Origin of the sequence: Dickeya parazeae Ech586 (assembly GCF_000025065.1) — a bacterium.
GTDB lineage: Bacteria > Pseudomonadota > Gammaproteobacteria > Enterobacterales > Enterobacteriaceae > Dickeya > Dickeya zeae.
Genome location: NC_013592.1, coordinates 1,944,291 through 1,969,977, shown reverse-complemented (window position 1 = coordinate 1,969,977; position 25,687 = coordinate 1,944,291). Strand labels below are relative to the sequence as shown.

The window sequence follows — 25,687 nt, the reverse complement described above, 5'->3', positions numbered from 1 at the left end:
GAATGACCCGCCGGGATCACCCCGCCGGGCAATGACCGTTCATCAATGAGGTTTCGTCGCAGCGCTTGCCATTCGCCAACAGGCACGTACCGATGCTGGCCCCACTCAACTGGCGTGAAACGCCCATACGCCCACCGGCCAGCGTACAGTTCACCGCAGCCGGGGTTTCCTGCCCTTGCCAGGCAGCCCGTTGCGGCGCGACCGACTCCTGCATTTGCGCCGATTCAGCTTGTCCGCTACTACATCCGCTACTACAAACCACCAGCATCAGCGCCGTGCCCGCCACCAGCCATTGCGGCATCATCATATTCTTGTCGACTCCTATTTCGTGAATGTGAGAAAGCATGGATGAGAGAAGCAATCGGTCCATTTTATCGCTAAATGGCAGAATGCGGCATAGTCCTATTTACTTCTATTTTCGAGCGCTTTTTATAGCGTAAAAAATCACCGTTTGCTCCCCATTTTCACCTCTCATATTTTTACTCACGGTAAGTAACAAATACAATTGTTGTCAGGGGGATACATTATATGTCCTTATTTTTCAGTAATTAAAGACAGCCATTCATTGGTCGATTAATGGTTAGGCTGGTAATCAATCAGCCTAATTGCCAACGGGAGTAGATAATGGCACCTGTGAGAAAACGTTTTTTTGACATGCATGTCTCAACCAAGCTGTATCTGGGTTTTGCCATCATTTTATTTTTAGTGGTTCTGTCCTCAGCACTGAGTATTTACCGTTTTTCAACCATCAAAGCGTACGACAGCAAAAACGACCTGATGCATACCGTCATCATGGATATTTTTCAGGTCAAAATCGCCCGAACAAAGTATTTCGTCAGCAATGACAATGAGCCTTACGACACCATGATCAGCTACAACGATGACCTGGCTAAAAACCTTGAACAGGGTAGCCAGTTATACCGTGAAAGCGAGTTCAGGGAGCCGCTGGCCCGCATGCAAAAACACCAGATTGCCTTGCAGCAATCCATCAGTGAAATGGCTCGCGCTAAACAGGCGCTTGGTGACGCCTACGCCCGGTTTAACGGCATTTCAGTCGATGCCGCCCTCTCCCGCTTTCGCAGCAGTCTGGCAACCATCGCATTCCCATCCGATAACGTCCGGGAGAAAGCCATGGATTTCATACTGGCAGTCGCGTCTTACCAAGCAACGGCCGACGCGGTAGTGATTGCACATACTCCCGCTGCGCTAAATACGCTGCAAAGCCGTTTTGGCGATATCGAAAAAAGCTATCGTGACCTTGCCACACAATTTCCCGCCGACAAGAAAGCCACGCTGGATGCGTTCTGGGGAAATACCGTTAACCTGAAAGCCGCTGCGGAAAATGACCTGACAGCGTACCAGACGCTGTCGAACGCGGAAGCGGCAGTGAAAACCGACGGCGATAACGTCAGCAATATCGCCAAAGATATCATCAAGCGCCTGAATGAGATCAACACCACGCTGACCAACAACGCCATCACCGGTACGGCAGCCTTCGTCCTGCTTGCACTGGTATTCGGCCTACTGGTGTCACGTTATATCACCCGCCAGATTACCCGGCCGGTGTCCCACAATCTGGCGCTGGCGGAACGCATCGCCAGCGGCGACCTGACCGCCAGCATCGACACCACGCGTCATGATGAGCTGGGCCAGTTGACCACCGCCATGGCCGGGATGACCGAACGGCTGCGCCAGATGATCGGCAACATCCGTGATAGCGTGAGCAACGTAGCGGCGTCTGCCGCGCAAATCGCCCACGGCAACCATGAACTGTCGTCCCGTACCGAGCAGCAATCCGCTGCGGTTGTCCAGACCGCCGCCAGCATGGAACAACTGACCTCAACGGTGAAAAACAACGCCGACAACGCCCGTCATGCCAGCCAAATCGCGGCGGAAGCCTCCAGAGATGCTCAAACCGGCGGCGGCGTGGTACAAAACGTAGTCAATACCATGAACGACATCGCCGTCAGTTCGAAAAAAATCGCCGATATTACCGACGTCATCAACAGCATCGCCTTCCAGACGAATATTCTGGCGCTTAACGCCGCCGTGGAAGCCGCACGTGCCGGAGAACAAGGGCGCGGTTTCGCCGTTGTCGCTGGCGAAGTGCGCAATCTGGCACAACGCAGCGCCCAGGCCGCACGTGAAATCGCGGATCTGATCGCCGAATCGGTGAGTCGTATTGATACCGGCTCCATGCTGGCCTCAGAAGCCGGTGACGCGATGCAAAAAATCCTGCGCTCGGTTTCCCGCGTCAACGATATTATCAGTGACATCGCCGCCGCGTCGGATGAACAGCGCCGTGGAATCGAGCAGATCGCCAGCGCCGTAAGTGAACTGGATGCCACCACTCAACAAAACGCCTCGCTAGTCACGGCATCCGCATCCTCCGCCAGCTCGCTGGAGGAACAATCCGTACAGTTGGAAACACTGGTGAGCCATTTCCGGCTAACGCAGGATAATCAACGGTTAGAGAATCGACGGTTAGATAATAAACAGTTAGGAAATAAACAGTTAGATAGACAGCCGTTATTGCCCCGTACCACGTTGACTGCCAGCACCCGCAATCCGTTATCCATATCGAGCCAGGCCACACTGTCGTTAAACCACAACAGTCGCCAGAACCAGCAGGACTGGGAAAGCTTCTGAGTCAGCGTTGTTGTCATCAGACATCATCGGTACTCAGTAATAAAAAAACCGGCAAGGACGCCGGTTTGGTCAGTAGAGCCATGAGGAGGTAACGACACCATGCCGTTACCCTCGTTCACGGGTTAACGATCCTCAATGGAATGCATCTCGACTTTTTCTGCCAGCGACACTTCCACCTTGATGTCATCGGTCAGCGTCAGCATCGCCTTTTTATCTTTGACCACCACGGCGCTACGTTGTGGGATGAGGAACTGCCGCACGCTCTCGCCTTCAATCATGTCTTTGCCATTCTCAACACCATGTCGCGCCGACAGCAGGTAATTCACCATCCCGTTATAGGTGATCCGATACCCGCCATCGGCAGGTTCCACCCGGTAGTTAAGGGTAATTTTCGGCAATGCAGCTTTGTATGTACCGCGAATTTCATCCCAACGTGCCGGGTTACCGGTCAGATAGACATAATCCACCCAGTTAGTCTGGCCCTTCAGTACGTGGCTTGTGTCATAGGTAAAGTAATACGGCGAGATAAATGTACTGTTCAGGCTCGTTGTCTTGGTACGGAATACCGAGCATCCTGACAACATCGCCGTGACCGCTACGGCCAGAAGCAGTTTCTTCATGGGTATTGTTCTCTATGGGTATTGTTCTCTTTTCGCCAACAGTTTCAGCCCAGGCAAGGGCCATACCGTGTCTTGTCATAGCCTGTCGTACAACGCGTGCAGGCACCGAGTCCTGTCCACAGGATAGCAGTGTTCTCACCCAGCGATGAGAGGAAAAAGGGGCAAGTCGGGGGATAATTATCCGTATCGGTACAGGCCATCCTGTAATCCCCATCTCACCTATCTGTTTGCTGAGCCACCAGCAAACACGCCTGAATAGTGTATTCAGCCACAAACGATAATATAACGCCATCGTTCTTATCATTACGCTGAAATATACCCACCTCAGTGAGTAATAACGCTGAAGCGGCTTCCCACTCATCCTGCTGGCGTTAATTTTTCATCATTGACGTCAGCTAACACGCTTATTAAACGCCTATGAAAAAGAATAACACCACCCGGAAACAACTCTTCGTCGTTATAAAAAAAACGCGGTCATTTACGAAGAAAACGGAAATAAACTCCCAGTCACGACAAAATAACTCAGAAGCCAATAATACAGCGACTGGTTATTCTGTTTCGCCAGCAACCGGGTTAGACAATATTCGATCATCTGCCCCGGAATCCGCACGGCCATCATCAGCGCCAGCCGCTGCCAGCCAACCGACACCGCCAACAACACCACCGGTGACAACGGTTCCGCCGCTGCCTAAGTTTTCCCCACCGCAGACGCCCACGCCGCCAGTGGAAACACCGACACAGCCTGCGGCAACCAATACCGCCCCACCCAGCCAGCCGACGCCTGCACCGACTGCCGCCGCGCCCACCACCGAACCGGCCGCACCGCAAGAACCGGCTACTGAGCCGTTTGCACCTGATTACGCCGCCGCAGGAAGCCAGCTAAGCAAGCTAATGTCCGGCATGGCGGCACCGTTGTCGCGGTTGACGAGCAGCCTGCAAGGTTTTACAAGCCAATCCTTGTTGAAGTCTGCTACGTCTAAACCAGCGGACAATACCGGAGCACCGCCCAGCCGAATAGACTCAATATCTTTACCAACAGCACCTGCACAAAAAATCAATACGCCAATCCCCGCGGGTAGGAGCGGTACGATTCAACGCGCACTCGCAACCGGTGCTGCATATAAACAAGGCAATATTGAAGGCCTTGATGATGCCCACACTCGCGCACTGGTAGCGTCAACGGCAGCCACCGAAAGTGCAGGTGGTAAATTAGATATTCGCAACTCAGCCGGATATCTCGGTCGTTATCAGGCTGGCGCAGGTTGGCTTGCCGAAGCGGGGTTGATCGCAGGCGGTGCGAATGCCGTTACCGCCGCGATGAAAGCGGACGGATTCACCAATGAGTATAAATGGGGAAAATCCGGTGGTATGACTCGCTTTCTGAAAAATAAAAACAACTGGAAGAATGGACTGGACTATGACAAATATCTGTCCAGTGCAGAGATACAAGACAACGCGTTTAAAACCAATTCTGATAAAGCCTATGCATACTTAGTTAAAAAGGGAATCATTAAGCCGGGAATGACTCAAAATGAAATTGCTGGCATTCTCAAAGCACGGCACATTGGTGGCATTGGTGGCGCGATAAAAGCGGCCAAAAATATTGAAGGGCCCAAAGATGCCAATGGCACGTCCGCTCTGAAGTATAAAAACGATTTGGCTGACGGCAATGTGTTTATTGAAAGTTATCAGTCAGGAAATACCGTATTATCTGAACCAATTCATGCTGACCTTGATTTAGCTCCCCAAGTTTCTAATGCTAAGAAACCAGAAACTAAAAAGACGGAGGCCAAAAACACCTCGTCTAAAGGTCAAAAACCAAAGAAATTAAACTTATCTAAAGAAAATAATGATTTTGTAGAAAAAATATATAAAGAGGCGCTTGCTCTGGAAACTGAAACAGGTGTACCTGCTGCCATCACTGCAGCTCAAGCCATTTTAGAGTCGGGATACGGGAAGAGAGTACCTGTAGACATAAATACTAAAGAAGTTAGCAATAATCTATTTGGCATAAAAGCCAATGATAAATATATAAAAAATGGAGGTAAATATGTCAACATACTTACAACAGAATATGTACCAGTTACAGGCGAAAAGGAAAATAAAAAAATAAAAATAGTAGGAAAATTTAGATCATACCAATCATCAGAAGATAGTTTGAGAGATCATGCATCTTTTTTGAGAGGTAACAAGAGATATAAAAATTTATTTACCAGCAAAAACCCTATGAAATGGGCTGAGGGCTTACAAGCATCCGGATACGCTACTGACCCAGAGTACGCAAAAAAACTCCAGAATGTTATATTGAAATTTGGCTGGGACAAGAAAGATAATAATAATTAACACATAGAATATCTATTTTTAGCGAAGCTACATTGATACACACCTGAATTTAAAAATGGGTGTGTATCATTGAAGATTAATTTCGCAGCCTACAAGTCAAACTCTAAAGTAACTCATACTATGACTGACTGAATACCTGTTAGACAGCAGAAAACTATCGTCGGATAGAAACGCTGAACAGTGACCCCGGAATGCCATAAGTATGCTTCCCCCACCTCGTGTTTATGATGCCTCCAGACTCCCCTACCACGCACTTAATGGTACACTTAGCCCCCAGCAATGCTGGAGCACCGGCCCCATGAACACGAGTTACCGTTAAATGTCAGAAAATCAATCTGTTACACCCAAGCAGCAATACAACCTCAACAAATTGCAAAAGCGTCTGCGTCGTAACGTGGGCGAAGCGATTGCCGATTTCAATATGATTGAAGAGGGCGATCGGATCATGGTCTGTCTGTCCGGTGGCAAAGACAGCTACACCATGCTGGAGATCCTGCGTAATTTGCAGCAAAGCGCGCCGGTGAACTTCTCGCTGGTAGCGGTGAATCTGGACCAGAAGCAGCCGGGGTTCCCGGAGCATGTACTGCCGCAGTATCTGGACAGTATCGGCGTTGAATATAAGATTGTGGAAGAAAACACCTACGGCATCGTCAAAGAGAAGATCCCGGAAGGAAAAACCACCTGTTCGCTGTGCTCTCGCCTGCGTCGCGGTATCCTGTACCGTACTGCTACCGAACTGGGCGCCACCAAGATAGCGCTTGGCCATCACCGTGATGACATCCTGCAAACGCTGTTTCTCAACATGTTCTACGGCGGCAAACTAAAGGGCATGCCACCCAAACTGGTAAGCGATGACGGTAAGCATGTGGTCATTCGCCCACTGGCGTATTGCCGTGAAAAAGACATTGAGCGCTTTGCCGAGGCGCGCCAGTTCCCGATCATCCCGTGTAATCTGTGCGGTTCACAACCGAATCTGCAACGTCAGGTGATCAAAGACATGCTGCGCGATTGGGATAAACGCTACCCCGGTCGTATCGAAACCATGTTCAGTGCCATGCAAAATGCGGTGCCATCGCATCTGTGCGACACCGCCTTATTCGATTTCAAATCGATCCGTCAGGGCAGTGCCGTCGTGGATGGCGGCGATTTAGCGTTCGACCGTGAAGAAATGCCGCTACAACCCGTGGGCTGGCAGCCGGATGAAGATGACGAAGACAACACCCGGCCACTGGAACGTCTGGACGTGCTGGAGATTCGCTAGTTTTCGCGTTTACCGATTTAACAACGGAACCGGTTGATCGGCGGTGTGATGGCCGCCGATACCTTTACTGCCAGCACGCGTTTTATTGTAATGGCTGCTTAATCGCTGATTCCAACGTAAACGCGACAGTCTTCGACACCAATCCCAAATAACAACATCGTCAAATCGCAGGCAAAAAAAAGCCGACGAAACGTCGGCATGGTGTGAATTAATTGTGCTATGCAGTAATTCAAAAAAGGAAGTAAGACAATATGGAGCGCAACGCCCATCGCTTGACGTTGCATTCACCTGCGGGATGCATAGTGCCGCAGGTGGGGGCCAGAAATGTTGATATCGCTCAATATTGACAATGGTTTTTATCGCTGCCACCGGTTGTGTGATACTTCACGCAATAATTCCACAGCGTCACTCACAACCATTTACTGCGCTTTAACCACCAGGCAACGCCGCCTACTAATAACACCAACATCAGGCAAAATATGCCAAAACCAATACCACTATTCGCGCCCGGAATACCGCCCAGATTGACGCCAAATAAGCCGGTCAGAAAGGTGGTGGGCAAAAAGACCATCGCCAGCAACGACATGGTATACGTGCGCCGGTTCATGGCATCTGTCATCAATGAGGTAATTTCATCGGCAATGACGGTGGTTCGCGCGATGCTGGCATCCAAATCCTCCAGCCCGCGGCCAAGACGTTCGGCAATTTCCTGCATGCGACGGCGATCGTCATCCTGCATCCAGCTAAATTTTTCACCGGACAAACGAGAGAAAATATCACGCTGCGGCGTCATATAACGGCGCAACACAATCAGCTGTTTACGGATCAGCGCCAGCTCACCGCGCGGCGGAATACGTTGTTCCAGTAACGCATCTTCCAAATCGATGATTTTCTCATGCAACTCATCAATGAACTCACTGGTGTGGTCGGTTAATGCCTCGGCGATGGACACTATCCAATCACCGCTGTTGGCAGGCCCGTTGCCCTCTTTCAGATCGCTCATTACCTCATCGATCGCCGCGACCTTGCGGCGTCGGGTAGAGACAATCAGCCGCTCAGAAATAAACACCCGAATAGCGACCAGTTCGTCCGGCCTTTCATTGGGGTTGTAATTAATACTGCGCAGGGTCACCAGCGTGCCCTCGCCCAGCCGGACCACGCGGGGCCGGGCGCTTTCACCCGCCAGTGCATTGCGCACGCTATCCGGCAACAGGGTGGTTTCGTGCAGCCAGCGCACGCTGGCCGACTGAGTTGAGTCGAGATGCAGCCAAATGGGTAGTCCTTCGTCCCCTCCCAACCCGAGCTCTGCCAACGGCAGAATGCCGCCCTGACCATCCAGTTGATAGGTAAAAACCGCCCCCATATGCTGGATAGCGTTACTGTCCATCACGTCCACACATCCTCTCCTGACATCACTCCTGCCATGCTCACACCACACATCTTACTGCCCGCTGCCCTGGCTGCAATCGCAACCCCATACATCGTGCCGCACCCGAATTACGCGCCACCACATCGCGATAAAAAACCGGCCGCCTCGTGTATCAGTGCTTCAGGATGTACAGTGTATGACTGTAAGCCACGTCCTCCGGGTTAGCGATGGGATAGCCTTTTACCCAGGGCTTGATCAGGCGACCGTTAGTGTACTGGTAGATAGGGGCGATCGGCGCCTGTTCCGCCAGAATCTGCTCGGCGCGGTTATAATCCTCGTTGAGGATCTTCCGGTCTGTCTGCCCGGCGGTGTCCGCCATCAGTCGGTCATAATCGGCATTATTGAAGCGCGCAATATTGCCGCTGTGGCTCGAAGTCAGCAACGACAGGAAGGTGGAAGGCTCATTGTAATCACCAATCCAGGACGCACGTATCACGTCAAAGTTGCCGGTGTTACGGCTGTCAATGTAGGTTTTCCATTCCTGATTCACCAGTTTAACGTCCACACCCAGCTTCGTCTTCCACATTGACGCTACCGCAATGGCGATTTTCTGGTGAACTTCCTGCATGTTGTACAACAACGTCAGTTTCAATGGTCTGGACGGGCCATAGCCTGCTGCCGCCATCAGCGCTTTAGCCTGCATGTCCAGTTCAGCCTGCGAATACTGTTGTAGTTGCCCCGGTTGCGGCGTGAAACCAGCGGTGACATCGGGCGTAAAGCGATAGGCTGGTTTTTCTCCCGTCCCTAACACCTTCTCAGCAATAATCTTGCGATCGATGGCATAAGAGAGCGCTTTACGCACCCGCACATCGTTGGTCGGCGCACGCTGGGTGTTAAACGCATAATAGTAGGTACCCAGTTGGTCTGGCGTAAACACCTGCCCCGGCAGATCTTTCAATAGCTTGTGATACTGATTTTTCGGGAAGGATTCGGTGATGTCGATATCGCCTGCCAGATAACGCTTGGTAGCGTTGGATTCCTGATTAATAGGCACAAACGTCACTTGCGTCAGGCGGGTATTCGCGTGATCCCAATAGTGATCGTTAGGGGTTAGCACCAGTTTTTCATTCACTACCCGCTCTTTAAGCACAAACGCGCCGTTACCCACCAGATTGCCTGGTTTAGTCCACTCGTTACCGTATTTCTCCACCGTGGCCTGATGCACCGGATAAAGGCTGAAATTAGCCATCAGGCTGATGAAATATGGCACCGGTTTGCTCAGTTGCACCTTCAGCGTGTGGTCATCAACTGCGACAGCTCCGAGTTTATCGGCAGGCAATTTACCGGCCAGAATCTCATCAGCATTGACGATGCCCGCCATTCGGGCAAACCAGCTAAACGGCGAGTTATTCTGCGGTGTGACCAGCCGCCGCCAGCTGTAAACGAAGTCTCTGGCGGTAACCGGGTCGCCATTTGACCAGCGTGCATCTGGCCGCAAGGTAAAAATAAAGGTGCGGTTATCGTTAGTCTGCCAGCGCTGAGCCACCCCAGGAATCGGGTTGCCGTGTGCGTCCTGATTCACCAGCCCTTCAAACAAATCGCGAATCACCTGAATTTCCGGCAGCCCCACCGCTTTAATCGGGTCCAGCGAAGCGGGTTCGTCCTTGATATGGCGTACGATCTGCTGCTGGTCAGCCAGTACCGTACCGGGGGGAACTTGTGCCGCATTCGCCGCCCCTGTCAGTGTGACCATCAGTACGGCGCAAAGCACGCCCACGGAAATTGCAGAATCACGAAATTGCATGTTGTGTCCTTTAACCAAAGAGCCGTGTCCTGCCACCTCGTAGCAGCGCATGGCTCGAATTATGTTGGGCATGTGCCTACTGAAAAAATCGTTATCAGGCCGTACGTTATCATAGTCGTAAACCGCCCCTTCCAGCCAGTGGAGCGGCGGAGGTTTGCAAAGCGCCCCGCAATTCAGACTCACCGACGCGACCGGCCCGATTTTTTTGTTATTATCAGACGATACAACGCTGGAACAGTCAGGATAACACCATGACAGATATCGGATTTGTGCCGCGCCCCCGTACCGAGCGCGGGGGCTTCGCTTCACCGGGCCAGGAGTATGGCCGCTCCCGGTTGGGGGCACCGCTGCTGTGGTTCCCGGCGGAAAACGCAGGAAAACACAGCGGATTGATCCTCGCCGGTACGCATGGTGATGAAACCTCCTCGGTCGTTGCACTCTCATGTGCCTTGCGCACACTGGCAGTCGGCAGTCGGGCGCACCATGTGGTGCTGGCCGTCAACCCAGATGGGTGTCAGTTGGGTTTGCGCGCCAATGCCAATGGTGTTGATCTCAATCGCAATTTCCCCACTGCCAACTGGCAGCCCGATGGCACAGTCTACCGCTGGAGCAGCGATACCCCGGTGCGCGATGTGCAGATATCGACCGGCAGCCATCCCGGCTCTGAGCCGGAAACGCAGGCGCTGTGCCGTCTTATCGAACACTTATCACCGCCGTGGGTGGTGTCGTTTCATGAACCGCTGGCCTGCATTGATGACCCCCAACACTCTGAATTGGGTGCCTGGCTGTCGGAAACCTTTTCGCTCCCGCTGGTCGACGATGTCGGGTATCCGACACCGGGCTCATTTGGCAGTTGGTGTGCTGAGCGCCAGCTGCTGTGCATTACGGCAGAATTACCGGTGATCGCCGCAGACAGCGCCACCCAGCGCTATCTGCCCGCACTGACCCAGTTGCTGAGCCGTAATTTTTTATACCAATGTTGATAATGTTGCCCTACACTAATCGACATGTTAATCACCTGTGATAGAAGGACGTAAGCATGTCAACAAATGTACATTTCCAGGGTAACCCGGTACCAGTAGCAGGATCTTTCCCGGCTGCGGGCAGCAAGGCACCGGCATTTTCACTGGTTGCCAAAGACCTCTCTGATGTGGCGCTGAGCCACTACGCCGGCAAGCGCAAAGTCCTGAACATTTTCCCAAGCATCGATACCGGCGTGTGTGCCGCGTCTGTGCGTAAATTCAACCAGTTGGCTTCCAGCCTGGATAATACCGTTGTCCTGTGCGTCTCTGCTGATTTACCGTTCGCCCAGTCTCGTTTCTGCGGCGCAGAAGGCCTGAACAACGTGGTGGTTCTGTCTACGCTGCGCGGGGCGGAATTCAAAGAGAACTACGGTGTAGCGATTGCCGAAGGCGCGCTGAAAGGGCTGACCGCCCGCGCCGTTGTGGTGCTGGATGAAAACGACAATGTCCTGCACAGCGAGTTGGTAAACGAAATTACCAACGAGCCGGACTACGATGCCGCCATCGCCGTACTGAAATAAATCCCAGCGATAATCCGCATAAAAATGCCAGTCTGTTGACTGGCATTTTTTATTGTTTTCACCTCACCCAACAGTCTATTCCCCACAGGCCACCGTCTGTGACACGGGGCGTGATGGTCGATTACGCAGCGCGCACAACACCAACACCAGCATGACGACCCATTCCGCCATCAATGCCGCCGTCAGTGCGCTAGCAAAATGCCCGCCGCTGGCGTGCAACACATGAACCAATACCGTGCCCAGCACGATAGGCCCCAGTCCCAGTGATGCCTGTTGCATGGTAGAAAGCAGCGCACTGCCCGCCCCTGCCTGCTGCGTCGGTACGTCAGACATGCCAATGCGATAGAAGCTACTGACGATAAACGCCTGACCAAACCCAATCATCATGGTTGCTGGCAGTAATTGCAGCACCGATACCGGCCAGCGCCAGGCGAGCGACGCCATCAACAACGCCAGGCCACTCATCTGGATAGCACACCCGATCAGCAGCACATTTCTATTACCCAGACGGGTCAGCAGGCGGCCGCTAAACAGCGATGAGACAAAATAAGACAATCCCAGACCGATAAAACTGTTACCCGATTGCAACGGGGTGAAGCCCGCGCCGGATTGCAGGGTATACGCCACCGCAAACATAAACCCGCTCCAGCTGGAAAAGAACAGTAACGCCAGCAACAAGCCAAAACGGATCCCCGGTAACCGGAATAACGCCGGTGGCAGCAGCGGCGCAGGCTGGCGGTTTTCTACCCGCCATAGCCACGCGAACCACACCAGACTGCTCAACAATACCGCCACGCAGCCCAACGGCCAGTGCCAGATTGGCCCCAATGCCAACGGAAACAACAGGCTGGCTAACCCTAGTGACAACAGCACGGTACCGGGTAAATCCAACGCCACCGGTTTTTCACCACGGGTATCCGGCAGGCGTGACGGTGCCACCAACAACACCAACAGGCAAACCGGCAGATTCACCAGAAACACGCTCCGCCAGCCATAACCGGCGATATCTAACTGAATTAAAAAGCCGCCTAACACCTGCCCGACCACAAATGCCAGTCCGCCAATCGCGCTGTAAAGCCCCAACGCCCGGGCATGCTCGCGCCCTCGCAGGCAGACATGAATCGTCGCCAGAATCTGCGGCACCACCAGTGCCGCCCCAACACCTTGCAAGGCGCGGGCCGCCAGCAGCACCCATACCGACTGGGCGATGCCACACAACAGCGACGCAACGCCAAACACGGCAACGCCCGTCAGAAACACCCGGCGTCGCCCCAGGTTGTCCCCCAGCCGTCCGCCCATTGCCAGAGAGACGGCAAACGCCACACCATAAACCGACACCACCAGCTCCAGCTCAGCCGGGCTAGCAGACAGTGAATGGGCGATCGCTTCCAGTGCGACGTTGACGATCGAAAAATCGATCATCGGCAACAGTTGGCCAGTCAGCAATACTATCAGACCGATGCCGTTAAGCCCCTGTGAAAGTGAAACCTGTTTCATCGCAGTACCCGTTGTGTTAATTCTGTGAGGTAGTTAGCATTATCGATAATTTAAACGGGTACCAGTTCCTGCTTATCCTGGTATAAAAACTACCTGTTTGTCACGTTCCCCCATCTGGAGATTGCTATGGTTATGCCGACACCCGTTCCTGCTGCTGACTCCCGGGTTCTGCCACTACAACCGGATAACCGTAAACGGCTGGGGGCGTTTTTACGCGCACGACGTGAAAGCCTTGACCCGCTGCGCCTGGGGCTTTCCATTCCCCGCAAGCGGCGCACGCCGGGGCTGCGCCGCGAAGATGTAGCGCTGCTGGCTGATGTGGGGATCACCTGGTACACCTGGCTGGAGCAAGGTCGCGAGATCCGTGCCTCGGCTAAAACACTCACGGCAATAGCCAATGCCCTGCAATGCAATGAAACCGAAACCCGGCATCTGTTTATGCTGGCCGGGTTGCCGTTTTCCCCTTCAGCTCAGGCCAGTTGCGAGAAAATCAGTGCCGACAGCCAACGCATTCTCGATCAACTCAACCCGCTTCCGGCGGTGATCGTCAATGCGCGGTCCAACATTCTGGGATTTAACCGCGCCTGGAGCCAATTGCTGGATATAGACCTGCATCAGCTGGCACCGGAAGATCGTAACTGCATCTGGCTGGCGCTGACGCACCCGAACTGGCGGGAGAGGATGGTCGATCAGCAGGATTTACTGCCCAATCTGGTGGCGATGTTTCGCGCCCAGATGACCGAGCATGCCGGGGAACCGCTGTGGGAAGCACAGCTACAGCGCTATCTGAACGCGTCGGACGAATTTCGCCAGTTGTGGTATCAGCGTTACGAGGTGCAAGGCGTGGATGACAAAATCAAACGATTTCGCCATCCCTCGTTGGGTGTTTTCACCCTGCGACAGATCAACTGGTGGAGCGCTTCGCGCAGCGGTGACCGGCTGCTGGTCTACATGCCTGCCAGCGAGCAGGATAGCGCGCAACTGGCACAGCTGGCGCAACTGCCGCCACCTGGCGATGCACCACATTCGTCATAAACGCTACCGGTACACTCGTCTGCATTAAGGCTGAGCACTGTCAGCCGGTTTCAGTCGCAATTGTCGGGTACCGGCCCCCGGTAATAACGGTGTCTGTGTGTCGCTTATCCAGCGGTGATACCCGTCCAGCCACCAGCGACTGAGCGGATTACCACTCTGCCCCCCTGGCAGGCTCAGCGTAGCACCAGCGTCATCACCCGGCGATATCACCAGCCGCTCCGACGCGCCGAAGGCCGGGCGGTTGACATGCGGCACGTTGTTGTCTCCGGACAGCGGGTATACCGGCGCTTGCAGCAAACGGCCCAGCAACGGCAGTGAGGAAGCCAGCGGGTGGGCGATGTGGCTCTGATTCTCATCCCCCCAGCGACGGTGGCCCTCGCCGTTATCCCGCCATACCGTTTCCAGTTGCTGTAACGAGAACTGGCACCAGTTTTTCGCCGGTTTCGGTACCCACAACATGGCCTCATCATGCATCAGCTGTTGTACCGTCATATCCCAGCGCGGGTTAGCCGCCCGGTAACTGGCCTTCGGCCACGCCTGCGCCAATTGTTGATCGAATGTGCCGAACAGCTGTTGGTAAAGCGCCTCACGCCAGCGATTCAGCAACAGGTACGCCACAGAATCAGCTGTCGCCTGCCCATCCCATTGCTGTAATAACGTTTTAACCGCGGTGTAATCGGCCATCGAGTCAGGCGCAGAGGCATTCATGCACTCCATCAACCGGTCACGCCAGCTGGCAGCCAGCAGTGCGCGGTTATCGAGTTGGATCCGGTGCATCGCGGCGATATCCGACTGGCTAACTTCCCCCAGCGCCTGATGAATCGCTGACGCACGAACACCGGAGTCCGCCCCGCCATCCCCGAGCCTCTCCCCTTGATCATCAAACAGCATACGGTTGTTGGCAGCAACGATGACACCCTGCGGCGGATCGATGACTTCAGGATAAGAATCGGCGGGTAAACCACGCTCACGCCAGCGTGCCTGCGCCAGATCCGCCAGAGGAAAACTGTTCTGTCTGCCGGGTACCAGCCGGTCCGGCAGTACGCCAGCCAGCGTCCAGCCAATATGGCCTCGCTTATCCGCTACCAGCAGGTTTTGTACCGGCAGCCCGGCGCGCTGCCCGGCAGCCAGCGCGTCTGGCACGGAGTGCGTTTCCGCCAGCGACATCAGCGACAAATCCAGCGCGCCCGGCAACTGGAGTACCCAGTGCATCGCCATGCGTCCTTGTCCGGTTTCGACCACCGGACCCCAGTCGCTGGTTTGTACCGTCATCGACTGCGGCTCGCCGTGGCTGACCGCCAGCGTTTCCTGCACCGTGCGTTGATGACCTTCCTGAGAGGCCAGTTTCACCCAGTCAAAAGTATCGACATAACTGTTGGTAAAACCCCAGGCGATAACGCCATTGCTGCCACTGATAATGGCGGGCGCACCGGGCAGAGAAAATCCTGTCAGGCGCAGTGTGCCCGCCTCCGTCGGGTAAATGAGCTGTGCGCGATACCATATCGTCGGCAGACTTAAGCCAAGATGCATGTCGTTAGCCAGTATCGCCTTCCCGGCTGTACTCACCAGCCAGCCATTGCTGCCTTTGGCCTGTTCCTGGCCGCCAACTGACGCACCAGTCTTACTACCAGACTGCCCCCACCATGACGGCGGCGTAGCCGGTTCTTCCTGGAAAGGCGGCAGTTGGCCTGCCAACGGCGCATCCCATACGCTGGCATCCGGCAATAAAAAATCAGCCTGTTCCGGCGTACTCTGGCTGGCAATCCAGCCACGGGCGTACTCCCGACCAAACTGGTTATCCTGCAAGTCAAAATACATGGAGGCGATCACCAGCAAGGTGTCTTCCGGCAACCAGACTTGCGGCTTAACGCGTAGCAACCCATATTCAAACGGACGCGTTTTCAGGCTACTCAGCCCGGCATTGACGCCATCGGCATAACTGCGCAGAATTTGTTGCTGCTCAACGGGTAATGCCTGCCAGTTTCGGGCCACTTGCTGGCGCAACAAGAACAACCGATGCTGCCGGTCCAGCGGTAATGCCGCTGCCCCTACCAGCGCCGCCAGTTCCCCTGCGGCATTGCGTCTTAGCAAGTCCATCTGGAAGAAACGGTCCTGCGCATGGACAAACCCCAGCGCGAAGGCGGCTGACTGACGGTCGTTAGCCCGAATGACCGGCACACCAGCATCGTCCCTGTCGATCGTCACTGCTGTATGCAACCCAGGGACACGTAACTCGCCGTCTATCGGGGGTAAACTCTGGCGCAGTAACCACCATACGGTGGCAGCCAGCGCTATCACCAGCACGCCCCCCAGCGACAACGCGCCAACCGTCAGCCTTCGCCAGTTTTTGATACGCACAATGTATTCTCCCGCATTATTCAGGTGAGCGTTAATGACCATAGCGTGGGGCAAAAAACTGTTGCATTATCATTTGTATCATCCTGTATCCGCTAGGCTGGTTTTCTGGAGGTGATATGTTCCCACTGCTAACCGAGCGTTTGAGTCTGCGCCCGTTCATGCCCTCTGACGCCGTCGCGCTATTTGACGCCATCCGTGAATCGATAGAATCCGTAGGACGCTGGCTACCGTGGTGCGTGCCCGATTACGATCTGCCAATGGCACAAAGCTGGATAACCTTCTGCGAACAACTACGTCGTGAAGGCACCGCCTTTGATCTGGTGATCACCGACCGTACTACTGGCGATCTGTTGGGTTCCATCGCTATCAACAATATCAGCAAAGCCTACCGACTCGGCAATATTGGTTATTGGGTTCGCCAGTCTGCACAGGGCCAAGGGGTCGTTCCTGAAGCGCTACGAGAAGTGGTGCCATTTGGTTTCGGCACGCTGGGGCTGACACGACTGGAAATCATCGCTGCCGAAGAAAACCACGCCAGCCGTCAGGTCGCAAAGAAAGTCGGCGCACATTTCGAAGGGTTACTGCGAAACCGGATTATTATCCATGACCAGCCGGTCACCGCCGCGCTCTATTCGCTTATCCCCGGGGATGTGCTGGCTCATTGATGTTTGCCGGTGTTGATAACACTGGCAGCGTTGAGGTGCTACTTACGCAGAGCCACAATGAGCATCGAAGGTCATCATAGACGTATTTAATTACCGCCATAGTACGTCAGGTTGCAGGTGCATATTAACTGCCTTATTAAAAAATAAGGCAGTTGTGTAACACGCAGAATTAAGCCAGTAGAGAACGACAACGTGCGCCTGTGCAACTGCTGTTTTCATTTCGTATTCCTTGCTATTTAAAAAATGTTTCATCGATGTCGATTTGGGATAATGTTTCATTTATTTCCGCTAACTCAGACCGGTTCAACTGAACATCGACGGCTTTGAAATTTTCTTCTAATCGATGCAATTTCGTGGTGCCGGGAAGAGGAACAAGGTAAGGCTTTTGCGCCAGTTCCCAGGCGAGAACCACCTGTGCGGAAGTGGCATTTTTCCGCTCCGCCATTTTCGCAATTACCGCTAATAAAGCCTGATTACGTTCAATCACCTCGGGTTTAAATCGCCCCATCAGGCCTCTGAAATCACCATCCTGATAGGTTGTCTCTTTGGTAATTTTTCCACTTAGAAATCCGTTGCCTAAGGGGCTGTATGCCATGAATCCAATATCCAGTTCTTCGCAAACCTGAAACAACGCATTCTCGGGCTTACGCCACATCATTGAATACTGGTCTTCGATGGCCGTAACAGGACAGACAGCATGAGCGCGTCGGATATATTCGACGGGTGAGTTTGATAACCCCCAATAGTTAATTTTCCCTTCGGTGATTAATTCCTCCATGACGCCAGCCACCACTTCTGGCTCTACATTCGGATCAATACGATGTTGGTAGAGCAAATCGATACAATCTATCTGCAACCGTTTTAAAGAGCCGTCTACTTGTTTTCTGATAGATTCTGGGCGGCTATCGACGATTGGCGTGAGCTGACCCTGAAAATTCTCCAGCCCCGTCACCCCAAATTTCGTCGCGATGATGACAGCCTCTTTATTATCCTTCAGCGCCTCACCTAGTAACGCTTCATTCTCAAATCCATAAATAGGTGCTGTATCAAAAAGATTGCAGCCTAATTCGATAGCTTTATGTATTAACGTCGTCATGTCCTCGCGCGCGGCGGTTTGACCATAACCATGACTCATCCCCATACAGCCCAGCCCCATCTCTGAAACAACCAGACCTTGCGAACCTAACCTTCTCATTTTCATGTTGGATTCTTTACCTTCTTTATAAATTAACGCGCTGACGTCCTGATAAGTCGATTGAGTGTGCGTTGTCAGACACTGACGGTGGCTTCGCCCTGTCAGTTCAGAAAGCGCGATACCAACCGATCGCCGAACAACGAGATAGCAAGCCCGCTCAGCATGATCAGTAATCCACCCAGTTTGATGACCGACACCGGCCTTCGGATGGCACCCAGCAGGCCAAAGTGGTCAATCACCTGTGATGAAAGTAATTGCCCGGCAATGGCAAGCCCGAGCAGGGCTGAAAAACCAATTTTCGGTGCGAGCACGACATAGCTGAACAGCGCGCAAGCGCCAATCAGGCCACCGGTCAGACTCCATAACGGTTGCGATGGGATGACGGCAAGCGAGGTGAATAATCCCCCTCGCAGCAACGCGTAAACCCCGAGGCTGAACGCCCCGGCGGCGAAGGAAAACAGCGCGGCGGTAACCGGGTCACCCCCCAGCCCTCTTGCAAGCTGGCTGTTGAGGGTCGTCTGTAGCGTAATCCCCAGGCCTGCGGCAAAAGCAATCAAGTAATAAACCGTGCTCATGCGTTTCATCCCTGTCAGTGTGCCTGCTGCAACGGCAGGAATGCGTCAGCAAACATATCTGGCTGATAACCGGCCGCCGCAAACAGGTGCTGACGGGATTCATCAATCGCCGCTCGAAGCTGTTGGCTGTCAACACCCAGCACCTTGCCGCCCTGCTTGACGATACGCCCGCCGATCATCACGGTATCGATATTGCTGCGCTCCGCCGCATGAACGACGGTACCCAGCGCATTGCTGGATGGATAAAGGTTGATGTCATCGGTTCGAATCAGTATCAGGTCCGCCTGTTTTCCGGGGGTCAGGCTGCCGATTTTTTCCTGCAACCCTGCACAGGCGGCACCGTCAAGCGTGGCGGCTTTTAGCAGGGTATGAGTCTGAAGCGTAACCGGCGTATGCGCGGCACCACAGCACTGGTGCTGGTGCATGCCCATAACGCGCTGGAGATAAAACGCCACGCGCATCTCCATAAACATATCGCCACTGTAAGAGGTCTCGTTATCGACGCTCAGACCGGGGTTGATACCGTGGCGCAGGGCTGACCGCATGGCAAACATACCGTCTTCAATGCCGTAGTGGGCATCTGAGCGTGGGCATACGTTTACCCGCACGCCCGCCTCGCGCAGGATTTCCCACCCGGCGTCTGGCAGTGAGGTGCAGTGGTTAAAGATATTATCCGGGCCGAGCAACCCTTTTCGGTGTAGTCCTTCCAGTTCCGCCGCCATCTCACCACCGAAGAATTCAGTAATAATCGGCAGGCCCAGCCTGCGAGCTTCGGCCCACATTTCTGGCTCCAACTGGGCCATCACCGCAAGAGAAACCAGGCTGTCAGGGTTATTCCTGAAATATTTTTCCTGCAGGCGTTGCCAGTTACCGGGCCAGTGCGCTCGGTCCCACTCTCCGCTAACGGGTGCACCCGACGCATGAACAGCACGAATGCCAGCATCAAGCAACGCTTCAACAGCGGCATCAGCGTGCGCGCCGGAGCGGCTGTTGTGCGAGTTATCAATCACCGTGGTGATGCCTGCATCGATGCAGCCCAGAGCGGTAATCAGATTGCCGATGTACATGTCAGCGGGGCGATAGTATTTGGCAAAGGAAAAGTGCGTGGCATTGCAATAATCCTCAAGCGTGGCGGCATTGGGATTGATTCGGCGCAACTGACCTTCCCAGGAATGGCGATGGGTATCGACCATGCCCGGCATGGCAATCATGTTGGTTGCATCAATAATGGCCGCATCCCAGCCCTCCAGGTTTTCACCTACGGCCTTGATGGTGGTGCCCTCGATGAGAATATCTCCGCGCACCTTATTCCCCCTCTCGCTATCCATGCTCAGGATGGTGGCACCGCGGATCAGCGTCCGGGAGTGGGGTCCTGTCGTGTGATGTACGATATTCCTGTTGTAATTCGTCATTGTTATTTCACCTTCACATAGGGAGTGACGTAAAGGTACGGAAAGTCATTAGGGCGAAAAAGCCAGCTAAACTGTTTTTATTATTCACGAATAACCAATAATCTTGATGGTCGGGAATGTCATTACAGTGAGGTCGATAGAAAATGGATCGCATTCAGGCCATGCAGATTTTTATACGCGTTGCGGAAGCCGGAAGTTTCATCCACGCCGCACAAACACTGTCTTTGCCGGCCTCAACGGTGACGAGTACGATTAAAAATCTCGAAAAACATCTGCAGGTACGGCTGCTGAACAGAACAACGCGGCGGGTCAACCTGACCCCAGAAGGTGCGCAGTATCTGGCGAGTTGCCGTGAAATACTCGCGCTGATTGCGCATACAGAGTCCAGCCTGACGGACGCCATACAACGACCGCAAGGACGTCTGCGGGTTGATATGCCCGCAGGGATTGCTCACGCGGTGATTACGCCGAACCTGAAAGATTTTCGCCGACGTTACCCAGATATCTATCTGATGATAGGCGTCAGCGATCGTCAGGTAGACCTCATTCAGGAGGGTGTGGATTGTGTGATACGCACCGGCGATCTGAGTGATTCAACACTGATAGCCCGTCCGCTTGGGAAGTTAACCTGGGTAACCTGTGCATCACCGGCGTATCTGCACGCAAAGGGAACGCCGCTCACCCCTGATGACCTGTCCCATCATCAGGCTATTCATTACTTCTCGGGAAACGCCAGGCGTGCGAATGAAATGCGCTTTGTCCGCGGTCATGAAAGCAAAATTGTTCAGGTTAACGGCGTCATGGCAGTGAATGAAACCGGCCTTTATATACAGATGTGTCTTGACGGATATGGGCTGGCGCAGCTAGCGAAAAGCGTGGTATCCCGCTATCTGCAGGACAAAAGGCTGATTGAAGTGCTGGAGGACTGGCGACCTGCTGACGTGCCGGTGACGTTACTTTATCCACATCACCGTTTCGTTTCGCCAGCATTACGCGCATTCACTGACTGGGTTGCTGAACTGTTCCGCAACGAGATGCCTGCACATCGCTCCGAGCCCTGATATCCGCTTTGAGCGGTGAGTTCGACAAGGCGATGCCACGCACTCCTTAGACCTGAAGACACTACGATGAAACAGAAACATGTGTTCTCTGCCTCAGGGTATTGCTAACTCAGCATTAATCATCATCACCATTTGGTTAATACTTTGAGCAGGGTAGTAGTTAGATAAACGATCAAGGAGAGCGTTATCTAAACTCCAGGTATTAGCATACGCCAGATCAACAAATGCAGGTGAGCTATCTTTGAAATATCTGAATTCAACAGCGGCTTCTTTAAGAATGGCTTCTCCGTTATATTTTATCCTCATAGACTCCTGTTCGGATTTTGGTAATTTAGACCACGCTAAGAATTTAATAAAAGGTTGCATTTTTCATTGTAATTTTCTTTAGTAATCCATCCTGTCTTACCAATCCAATGCCATTCCTGACCATTTTCTCTTACAAATCCAACACTTTTATCATATCCGACAGCAAATATCGCCCCATAGTTGGTACCAAAACCCTGAAACTTATGCTTATCTTCATTATAATCTCGATTATAGATCTGTGAAGAATATAATTTATTAGGCTTAATCAGAGTATTACACCCTGAAATGCATAATGTGAAAATTAAAATAAAACCATATCTAATCTGCATTCTTAATCTCATTTTTCATCGCATCAAAACACTATCTTTGGCGCTAATTAATATCGACATGGAAAAAATCCCTTTAATAAATCTAAGTATCTGCTCCACTATTGATCACGAGCCAGAAGATTAGCAGACCATTTTTCCCTGAAACCAGCTGCTCTGGGTATCCGAATACTTTTCAGATACTTATTTTTTCTATACTGTGAGCCACTCTGGATTATCACAATCTGATTTTAATCGTCATTTTATAGTGGCCGGATTATTTCTGCATACTTTCATGGTCGATGAATTCCCTCCCACTCAAAAAAAGCAGATGGCACACCACCCGCTTTTTTATTGCTTTATTCAGGCTTACTCATTCGGACTTACTCGTCCTCATCCCCACCTTTACGGCTACTCAGCCCATACTCCCGCAATTTGTTGGCGATGGCGGTGTGAGAGACGCCAAGCCGTTTGGCCAGCTTACGGGTGCTGGGGTAGGTCTGGTAAAGGCGGGTTAATACCGAGCGTTCAAACCGCTTGCTGATATCGTCGAGCGAACCTTCCAGTAAATCGTCATTGTGGGTAATCTCAGGCTGAAAGGCGGGTAAATCGATATCGTGCAGGCGAAGTTCGCCACCGTCCATTTGCGCCAACGCCCGATAGATGGTGTTTTTCAACTGCCGCACGTTACCCGGCCAGCCATACTGCGGCAGCAGGTTACGCACTTCCTGAGCGATAGGTGGGCGCTTCATACCTTGCTCATCGGCAAAGCGGGCGACGAACAGCTCAACCAACGGCATGACATCCGCCGGGCACTCCCGCAGCGGCGGCAGTTGCAACGTCAGCACATTCAGGCGGTAGTAGAGGTCTTCACGGAACAGGCCGCGCTGCACCAGGTCGAGCAGGTTTTTCTGCGTCGCGCAGATAACCCGCACGTCCACATGCACCTCATGCTCCTCCCCTACCCGCCGAAACGTCCCGTCGTTGAGGAAACGCAGCAGTTTAGTCTGCATCTGCGGCGACATTTCGCCCACTTCATCCAGCAGTACCGAACCGCCGTTCGCCTGCTCAAAGAAGCCTTTCTTGCCTTCCAGCGCGTTGGGGTACGCGCCCGGCGCATGACCGTAAAGCTCGCTTTCCATCACGTCATCGGGCAAGGCGGCGCAGTTGAGCGCCAAAAACGGTTTCTTACCGCGGCTACTGCGCAGATGGCAGGCTCGGGCCAACATATCCTTGCCGGTGCCGGTTTCGCCCACCAGTAACAACGGCGCATCCAGCATCGCCAGCTTGCGTGCCTGTTCCACCACCTGCCGCATGCGTGGACTTACTGCCACGATATGGTCGAACTCGCGCTCGTCGTTAACGGGGGTATCCTGTAACTGGCGGCCCATGCGTGCGGCCGATTTCAGTGTCACCAATGCGCCGACAACCGTGGGTTTCCCTTTATCGTCTTCCAGATGAACCGGGGTCACTTCCTGCAGGAAATCCTGACCGCGTAGCACCACGCGGGTGGTTTCCGGCTGGCCGCCCTGCTCTTGCCAGCGGGTAATTGGGGAATCATTGAGCAACTGGTTGATGGTCAGCGTGCGGGCTTTTTCCTGCGTGAGATCAAACAGGCTAAGGGCTGCAGCGTTGATAAGCTCCACTTTTCCTTTCAGATCACACGATAAAACCGGCTCGGGCATCGACTCCAGCAAGGCATTCAGCGCCCGATGCTCCCGTTCGGATGGCATAAACGCCACGGTACGCACATCACTGACCCCCGCGATGCGGCGAATTTCCGTCATCAGTTCCCGAAAGGTGTCAAAACCGAGGGTGGTGAAATTGAGGTAGATCCGGCCGACAGGATCAATTTCGATACCGCGCAGGTCGATATGCCGCAATACCAGCAGATCCAGCAGTTCACGAGTCAGACCAATGCGGTCTTCACAAAATACTTCCAGACGCATCAATAAAACCTTCTTCTATCAGGTGCGGCAGGGACGAGAGCTGCATCATACCCTTTCACCGCCACCGGATGAAGTGGGGTGTCAGCAAAAGTTGACACCCCGGCAAGTGAATTTCAGGTTTACTTCGCCTTTTCCTCTTCAGGAAACGGTGTTGTCAGCATGGAGACCATAACCCGGATACCATCGATATAGTTGCCGATACGCATATTCTCATCAGCGCCATACGAACCGTTATCCGCATTCACCAGTGAGACCACCGCAAACGCGTTTTTCAGCGCGGCCAGTGCGCCGTTAATCGGCGGCGAGACCCCCAGCATGCGGTTTTTCTCCGGGTCGCCTTTTACCGGTGCCTTCACGCCGTCTATCGCCCATTTCGCCAGTGGCGACGCCATCTGGGTGCGCACCGCAAAGGAACTGCCTGACGAGGTCATCATGCTCATGGAGATAAGCCGGGCATTATGATTACGTTCCTGCAACGAGGGGGAATCCGAACGAACCACGTAGAACCCTTTCGACACCACGTATTTTTTCAGCAGGTCATACAGATAATCTGGCGATGTTTCAGGCACAGTACGGATATTGATACTGGCGGTCGCGGTTGAGGGAATGGCGTACACCGCCTTACGGCCGGTATCGCCCGCCCTGAACCCAATCACATCCAGCGATGGATACTGCACGGCTTCCACCGGGTTGGGTGCCATTTTCTCCAGTTGGGTCACCCCATAACGGCTTTCGATAGTGCCTGGCTGCGGGGCCTGCGCGGCCAGTTGCTTATGCTCCTCGTCGGTTAATTTGACCCGGTCATAGAAACCGGGCAAGGTCACTCGTCCATCGGGGTCTTTAAGCCCGGCCAGCAATGTCGCCATCTGTTGCACCGGGTTGATAATCACATTACCGAATGCACCGCTGTGCGCTGCCGGGTCCGGGCCAAAGACCGTCATATCGACCTGTATCGACCCGCGATAACCGAAGGTGATCACCGGTTTGTTATTGGTGTTCACCCCGCCATTGAAAATCACTACGCCGTCGTTTTTAATCCGGGCGGCATTCTGGTTGACCACCGCCGTCAGGTGCGGCGACCCGCGCTCCTCTTCAGAGTCGAGTAACACCTTGATATTGACCGTCGGCGTGATACGGGCACTTTTAATCGCATCCACGGCTGTCAGGAACATCGAGATAACGCCTTTCCCATCCGACGCGGACCGCCCAAAGACACGCCACTCCGGATCCAACCCCGGTTGCATCAGCCGATCATTGGGCTGTGGCATCCAGATTCCGCGAGCATCTTTCATTTTCAGCGTGGGTTTCCAGGGGTCCGACGTCCAGTCAGAGGCGCTGGCGGATTGGCCGTCAAAATGCATCAGAAACAGCACTGTCGGGCGATTAGGCTGGATAGGCCCCCACTCCGCATACAGCATCGGGTGTGCGCCGTTAGCCAGTTGCTGGGTGGTGAATCCGCGCTTTTGAAACGCCTTATCCAGCCAATTGAGGTTACGCTGAATATCAGCGGCGACATCGGTATCGTTACTGAGCGTCAGGCCTTCAAGATATTCGGGAAAGCTGGCCTTAGCGAAATTCAGGCCTTCGGCGGGGGTCATGACCCACTGCTGTGCCTGAGCAGAGCCTGCCAGCGCCAACGCGCCAAGCACGCTGACCACCAGGCGTTTTTTGCCACGAAACATTATCAGTATCCTTCCAGCCAGAGGAAAAAAAGAACATCCATCTTCTGGTTATCGGCAG

General features: G+C 53.5%; 21 protein-coding genes. 8 read left to right on the top strand and 13 right to left on the bottom strand.

Going from position 1 to position 25,687, the window contains the following annotated elements:
* Positions 1-16 precede the first annotated feature (16 nt).
* Complete coding sequence (locus tag DD586_RS08650; protein WP_012884428.1) at positions 17-307, bottom strand: putative hemolysin; 291 nt, start codon at positions 305-307, stop codon at positions 17-19.
* Positions 308-624: 317 nt separating this feature from the next.
* Here DD586_RS08650 and DD586_RS08645 point away from each other — a divergent pair, with 317 nt between their 5' ends.
* Complete coding sequence (locus DD586_RS08645) at positions 625-2,649, top strand: methyl-accepting chemotaxis protein (protein ID WP_012884427.1); 2,025 nt, start codon at positions 625-627, stop codon at positions 2,647-2,649.
* 122 nt (positions 2,650-2,771) lie between these two features.
* Here the strand turns inward: DD586_RS08645 and DD586_RS08640 are convergent, their stop codons facing one another.
* The gene (locus DD586_RS08640) at positions 2,772-3,269 is read right to left on the bottom strand and encodes a hypothetical protein (protein ID WP_012884426.1); all 498 of its coding nucleotides are present in this window, start codon (positions 3,267-3,269) and stop codon (positions 2,772-2,774) included.
* 417 nt (positions 3,270-3,686) lie between these two features.
* Between DD586_RS08640 and DD586_RS08630 the strand changes: the two genes are divergently transcribed.
* On the top strand, positions 3,687-5,612 hold the full coding sequence (locus DD586_RS08630; protein ID WP_012884425.1) for a glycoside hydrolase family 73 protein: 1,926 nt from the start codon (positions 3,687-3,689) through the stop codon (positions 5,610-5,612).
* Positions 5,613-5,931: 319 nt separating this feature from the next.
* Positions 5,932-6,873: a tRNA 2-thiocytidine(32) synthetase TtcA gene (gene ttcA / locus DD586_RS08625; protein ID WP_012884424.1), complete on the top strand. Its 942-nt coding sequence runs from the start codon at positions 5,932-5,934 to the stop codon at positions 6,871-6,873.
* A 409-nt stretch (positions 6,874-7,282) separates the two neighbouring features.
* On the opposite strand, the gene zntB is transcribed toward ttcA, so the two are convergent.
* On the bottom strand, positions 7,283-8,260 hold the full coding sequence (zntB, locus tag DD586_RS08620; RefSeq protein ID WP_012884423.1) for a zinc transporter ZntB: 978 nt from the start codon (positions 8,258-8,260) through the stop codon (positions 7,283-7,285).
* A 154-nt stretch (positions 8,261-8,414) separates the two neighbouring features.
* On the bottom strand, positions 8,415-9,995 hold the full coding sequence (locus tag DD586_RS08615; protein WP_167316307.1) for a peptide ABC transporter substrate-binding protein: 1,581 nt from the start codon (positions 9,993-9,995) through the stop codon (positions 8,415-8,417).
* A 302-nt stretch (positions 9,996-10,297) separates the two neighbouring features.
* Between DD586_RS08615 and mpaA the strand changes: the two genes are divergently transcribed.
* Both mpaA and tpx read left to right on the top strand, forming a co-directional pair.
* Positions 10,298-11,029: a murein tripeptide amidase MpaA gene (gene mpaA / locus DD586_RS08610; protein WP_012884421.1), complete on the top strand. Its 732-nt coding sequence runs from the start codon at positions 10,298-10,300 to the stop codon at positions 11,027-11,029.
* A gap of 56 nt (positions 11,030-11,085) precedes the next feature.
* Complete coding sequence (tpx, locus tag DD586_RS08605) at positions 11,086-11,589, top strand: thiol peroxidase (protein WP_012884420.1); 504 nt, start codon at positions 11,086-11,088, stop codon at positions 11,587-11,589.
* 75 nt (positions 11,590-11,664) lie between these two features.
* Here tpx and DD586_RS08600 read toward each other — a convergent pair whose 3' ends face one another.
* On the bottom strand, positions 11,665-13,086 hold the full coding sequence (locus DD586_RS08600) for an MFS transporter (RefSeq protein WP_012884419.1): 1,422 nt from the start codon (positions 13,084-13,086) through the stop codon (positions 11,665-11,667).
* Positions 13,087-13,212: 126 nt separating this feature from the next.
* Here DD586_RS08600 and DD586_RS08595 point away from each other — a divergent pair, with 126 nt between their 5' ends.
* Positions 13,213-14,121 (top strand): helix-turn-helix transcriptional regulator, encoded by a 909-nt coding sequence (locus DD586_RS08595; RefSeq protein ID WP_012884418.1) that lies wholly within the window; start codon positions 13,213-13,215, stop codon positions 14,119-14,121.
* A 24-nt stretch (positions 14,122-14,145) separates the two neighbouring features.
* Here the strand turns inward: DD586_RS08595 and DD586_RS08590 are convergent, their stop codons facing one another.
* Positions 14,146-16,521 carry a penicillin acylase family protein gene (locus DD586_RS08590; RefSeq protein ID WP_012884417.1) on the bottom strand — a complete coding sequence of 792 codons (2,376 nt, stop codon included), beginning with the start codon at positions 16,519-16,521 and terminating at the stop codon, positions 14,146-14,148.
* Positions 16,522-16,595: 74 nt separating this feature from the next.
* Here DD586_RS08590 and DD586_RS08585 point away from each other — a divergent pair, with 74 nt between their 5' ends.
* Positions 16,596-17,144: a GNAT family N-acetyltransferase gene (locus tag DD586_RS08585; protein ID WP_012884416.1), complete on the top strand. Its 549-nt coding sequence runs from the start codon at positions 16,596-16,598 to the stop codon at positions 17,142-17,144.
* 232 nt (positions 17,145-17,376) lie between these two features.
* On the opposite strand, the gene DD586_RS08580 is transcribed toward DD586_RS08585, so the two are convergent.
* The 3 genes from DD586_RS08580 to DD586_RS08570 all read right to left on the bottom strand — a co-directional run bounded on the left by DD586_RS08580 (position 17,377) and on the right by DD586_RS08570 (position 20,326).
* Positions 17,377-18,345: an aldo/keto reductase gene (locus tag DD586_RS08580; protein ID WP_012884415.1), complete on the bottom strand. Its 969-nt coding sequence runs from the start codon at positions 18,343-18,345 to the stop codon at positions 17,377-17,379.
* A gap of 95 nt (positions 18,346-18,440) precedes the next feature.
* Complete coding sequence (locus tag DD586_RS08575) at positions 18,441-18,914, bottom strand: DMT family transporter (RefSeq protein WP_012884414.1); 474 nt, start codon at positions 18,912-18,914, stop codon at positions 18,441-18,443.
* Between the two features lie 14 nt (positions 18,915-18,928).
* Entirely contained in the window at positions 18,929-20,326 is a 1,398-nt protein-coding gene (locus DD586_RS08570) for an amidohydrolase family protein (RefSeq protein ID WP_012884413.1), read from the bottom strand.
* A gap of 143 nt (positions 20,327-20,469) precedes the next feature.
* On the opposite strand from DD586_RS08570, the gene DD586_RS08565 reads away from it, so the two are divergent.
* Positions 20,470-21,387 carry a LysR family transcriptional regulator gene (locus DD586_RS08565; protein WP_012884412.1) on the top strand — a complete coding sequence of 306 codons (918 nt, stop codon included), beginning with the start codon at positions 20,470-20,472 and terminating at the stop codon, positions 21,385-21,387.
* Positions 21,388-21,480: 93 nt separating this feature from the next.
* Here the strand turns inward: DD586_RS08565 and DD586_RS08560 are convergent, their stop codons facing one another.
* From DD586_RS08560 to DD586_RS08550, 4 genes are all read right to left on the bottom strand, one after another.
* The gene (locus DD586_RS08560; protein WP_012884411.1) at positions 21,481-21,693 is read right to left on the bottom strand and encodes a hypothetical protein; all 213 of its coding nucleotides are present in this window, start codon (positions 21,691-21,693) and stop codon (positions 21,481-21,483) included.
* 35 nt (positions 21,694-21,728) lie between these two features.
* Positions 21,729-22,022 (bottom strand): hypothetical protein, encoded by a 294-nt coding sequence (locus DD586_RS21975; RefSeq protein ID WP_012884410.1) that lies wholly within the window; start codon positions 22,020-22,022, stop codon positions 21,729-21,731.
* A gap of 359 nt (positions 22,023-22,381) precedes the next feature.
* Positions 22,382-23,947 carry a transcriptional regulator TyrR gene (gene tyrR, locus DD586_RS08555; protein WP_012884409.1) on the bottom strand — a complete coding sequence of 522 codons (1,566 nt, stop codon included), beginning with the start codon at positions 23,945-23,947 and terminating at the stop codon, positions 22,382-22,384.
* A 119-nt stretch (positions 23,948-24,066) separates the two neighbouring features.
* Complete coding sequence (locus tag DD586_RS08550; RefSeq protein WP_012884408.1) at positions 24,067-25,629, bottom strand: M20/M25/M40 family metallo-hydrolase; 1,563 nt, start codon at positions 25,627-25,629, stop codon at positions 24,067-24,069.
* Positions 25,630-25,687: the final 58 nt, after the last annotated feature.

Coding starts and splice junctions, on each gene's coding strand:
- DD586_RS08650 (WP_012884428.1), bottom strand. CDS start 307: ATGATGATGCCGCAATGGCTGGTGGCGGGCACGGCGCTGATGCTGGTG.
- DD586_RS08645 (WP_012884427.1), top strand. CDS start 625: ATGGCACCTGTGAGAAAACGTTTTTTTGACATGCATGTCTCAACCAAG.
- DD586_RS08640 (WP_012884426.1), bottom strand. CDS start 3,269: ATGAAGAAACTGCTTCTGGCCGTAGCGGTCACGGCGATGTTGTCAGGA.
- DD586_RS08630 (WP_012884425.1), top strand. CDS start 3,687: ATGAAAAAGAATAACACCACCCGGAAACAACTCTTCGTCGTTATAAAA.
- ttcA (WP_012884424.1), top strand. CDS start 5,932: ATGTCAGAAAATCAATCTGTTACACCCAAGCAGCAATACAACCTCAAC.
- zntB (WP_012884423.1), bottom strand. CDS start 8,260: ATGGACAGTAACGCTATCCAGCATATGGGGGCGGTTTTTACCTATCAA.
- DD586_RS08615 (WP_167316307.1), bottom strand. CDS start 9,995: ATGGTCACACTGACAGGGGCGGCGAATGCGGCACAAGTTCCCCCCGGT.
- mpaA (WP_012884421.1), top strand. CDS start 10,298: ATGACAGATATCGGATTTGTGCCGCGCCCCCGTACCGAGCGCGGGGGC.
- tpx (WP_012884420.1), top strand. CDS start 11,086: ATGTCAACAAATGTACATTTCCAGGGTAACCCGGTACCAGTAGCAGGA.
- DD586_RS08600 (WP_012884419.1), bottom strand. CDS start 13,086: ATGAAACAGGTTTCACTTTCACAGGGGCTTAACGGCATCGGTCTGATA.
- DD586_RS08595 (WP_012884418.1), top strand. CDS start 13,213: ATGGTTATGCCGACACCCGTTCCTGCTGCTGACTCCCGGGTTCTGCCA.
- DD586_RS08590 (WP_012884417.1), bottom strand. CDS start 16,521: ATGGTCATTAACGCTCACCTGAATAATGCGGGAGAATACATTGTGCGT.
- DD586_RS08585 (WP_012884416.1), top strand. CDS start 16,596: ATGTTCCCACTGCTAACCGAGCGTTTGAGTCTGCGCCCGTTCATGCCC.
- DD586_RS08580 (WP_012884415.1), bottom strand. CDS start 18,345: ATGAAAATGAGAAGGTTAGGTTCGCAAGGTCTGGTTGTTTCAGAGATG.
- DD586_RS08575 (WP_012884414.1), bottom strand. CDS start 18,914: ATGAGCACGGTTTATTACTTGATTGCTTTTGCCGCAGGCCTGGGGATT.
- DD586_RS08570 (WP_012884413.1), bottom strand. CDS start 20,326: ATGACGAATTACAACAGGAATATCGTACATCACACGACAGGACCCCAC.
- DD586_RS08565 (WP_012884412.1), top strand. CDS start 20,470: ATGGATCGCATTCAGGCCATGCAGATTTTTATACGCGTTGCGGAAGCC.
- DD586_RS08560 (WP_012884411.1), bottom strand. CDS start 21,693: ATGAGGATAAAATATAACGGAGAAGCCATTCTTAAAGAAGCCGCTGTT.
- DD586_RS21975 (WP_012884410.1), bottom strand. CDS start 22,022: ATGCAGATTAGATATGGTTTTATTTTAATTTTCACATTATGCATTTCA.
- tyrR (WP_012884409.1), bottom strand. CDS start 23,947: ATGCGTCTGGAAGTATTTTGTGAAGACCGCATTGGTCTGACTCGTGAA.
- DD586_RS08550 (WP_012884408.1), bottom strand. CDS start 25,629: ATGTTTCGTGGCAAAAAACGCCTGGTGGTCAGCGTGCTTGGCGCGTTG.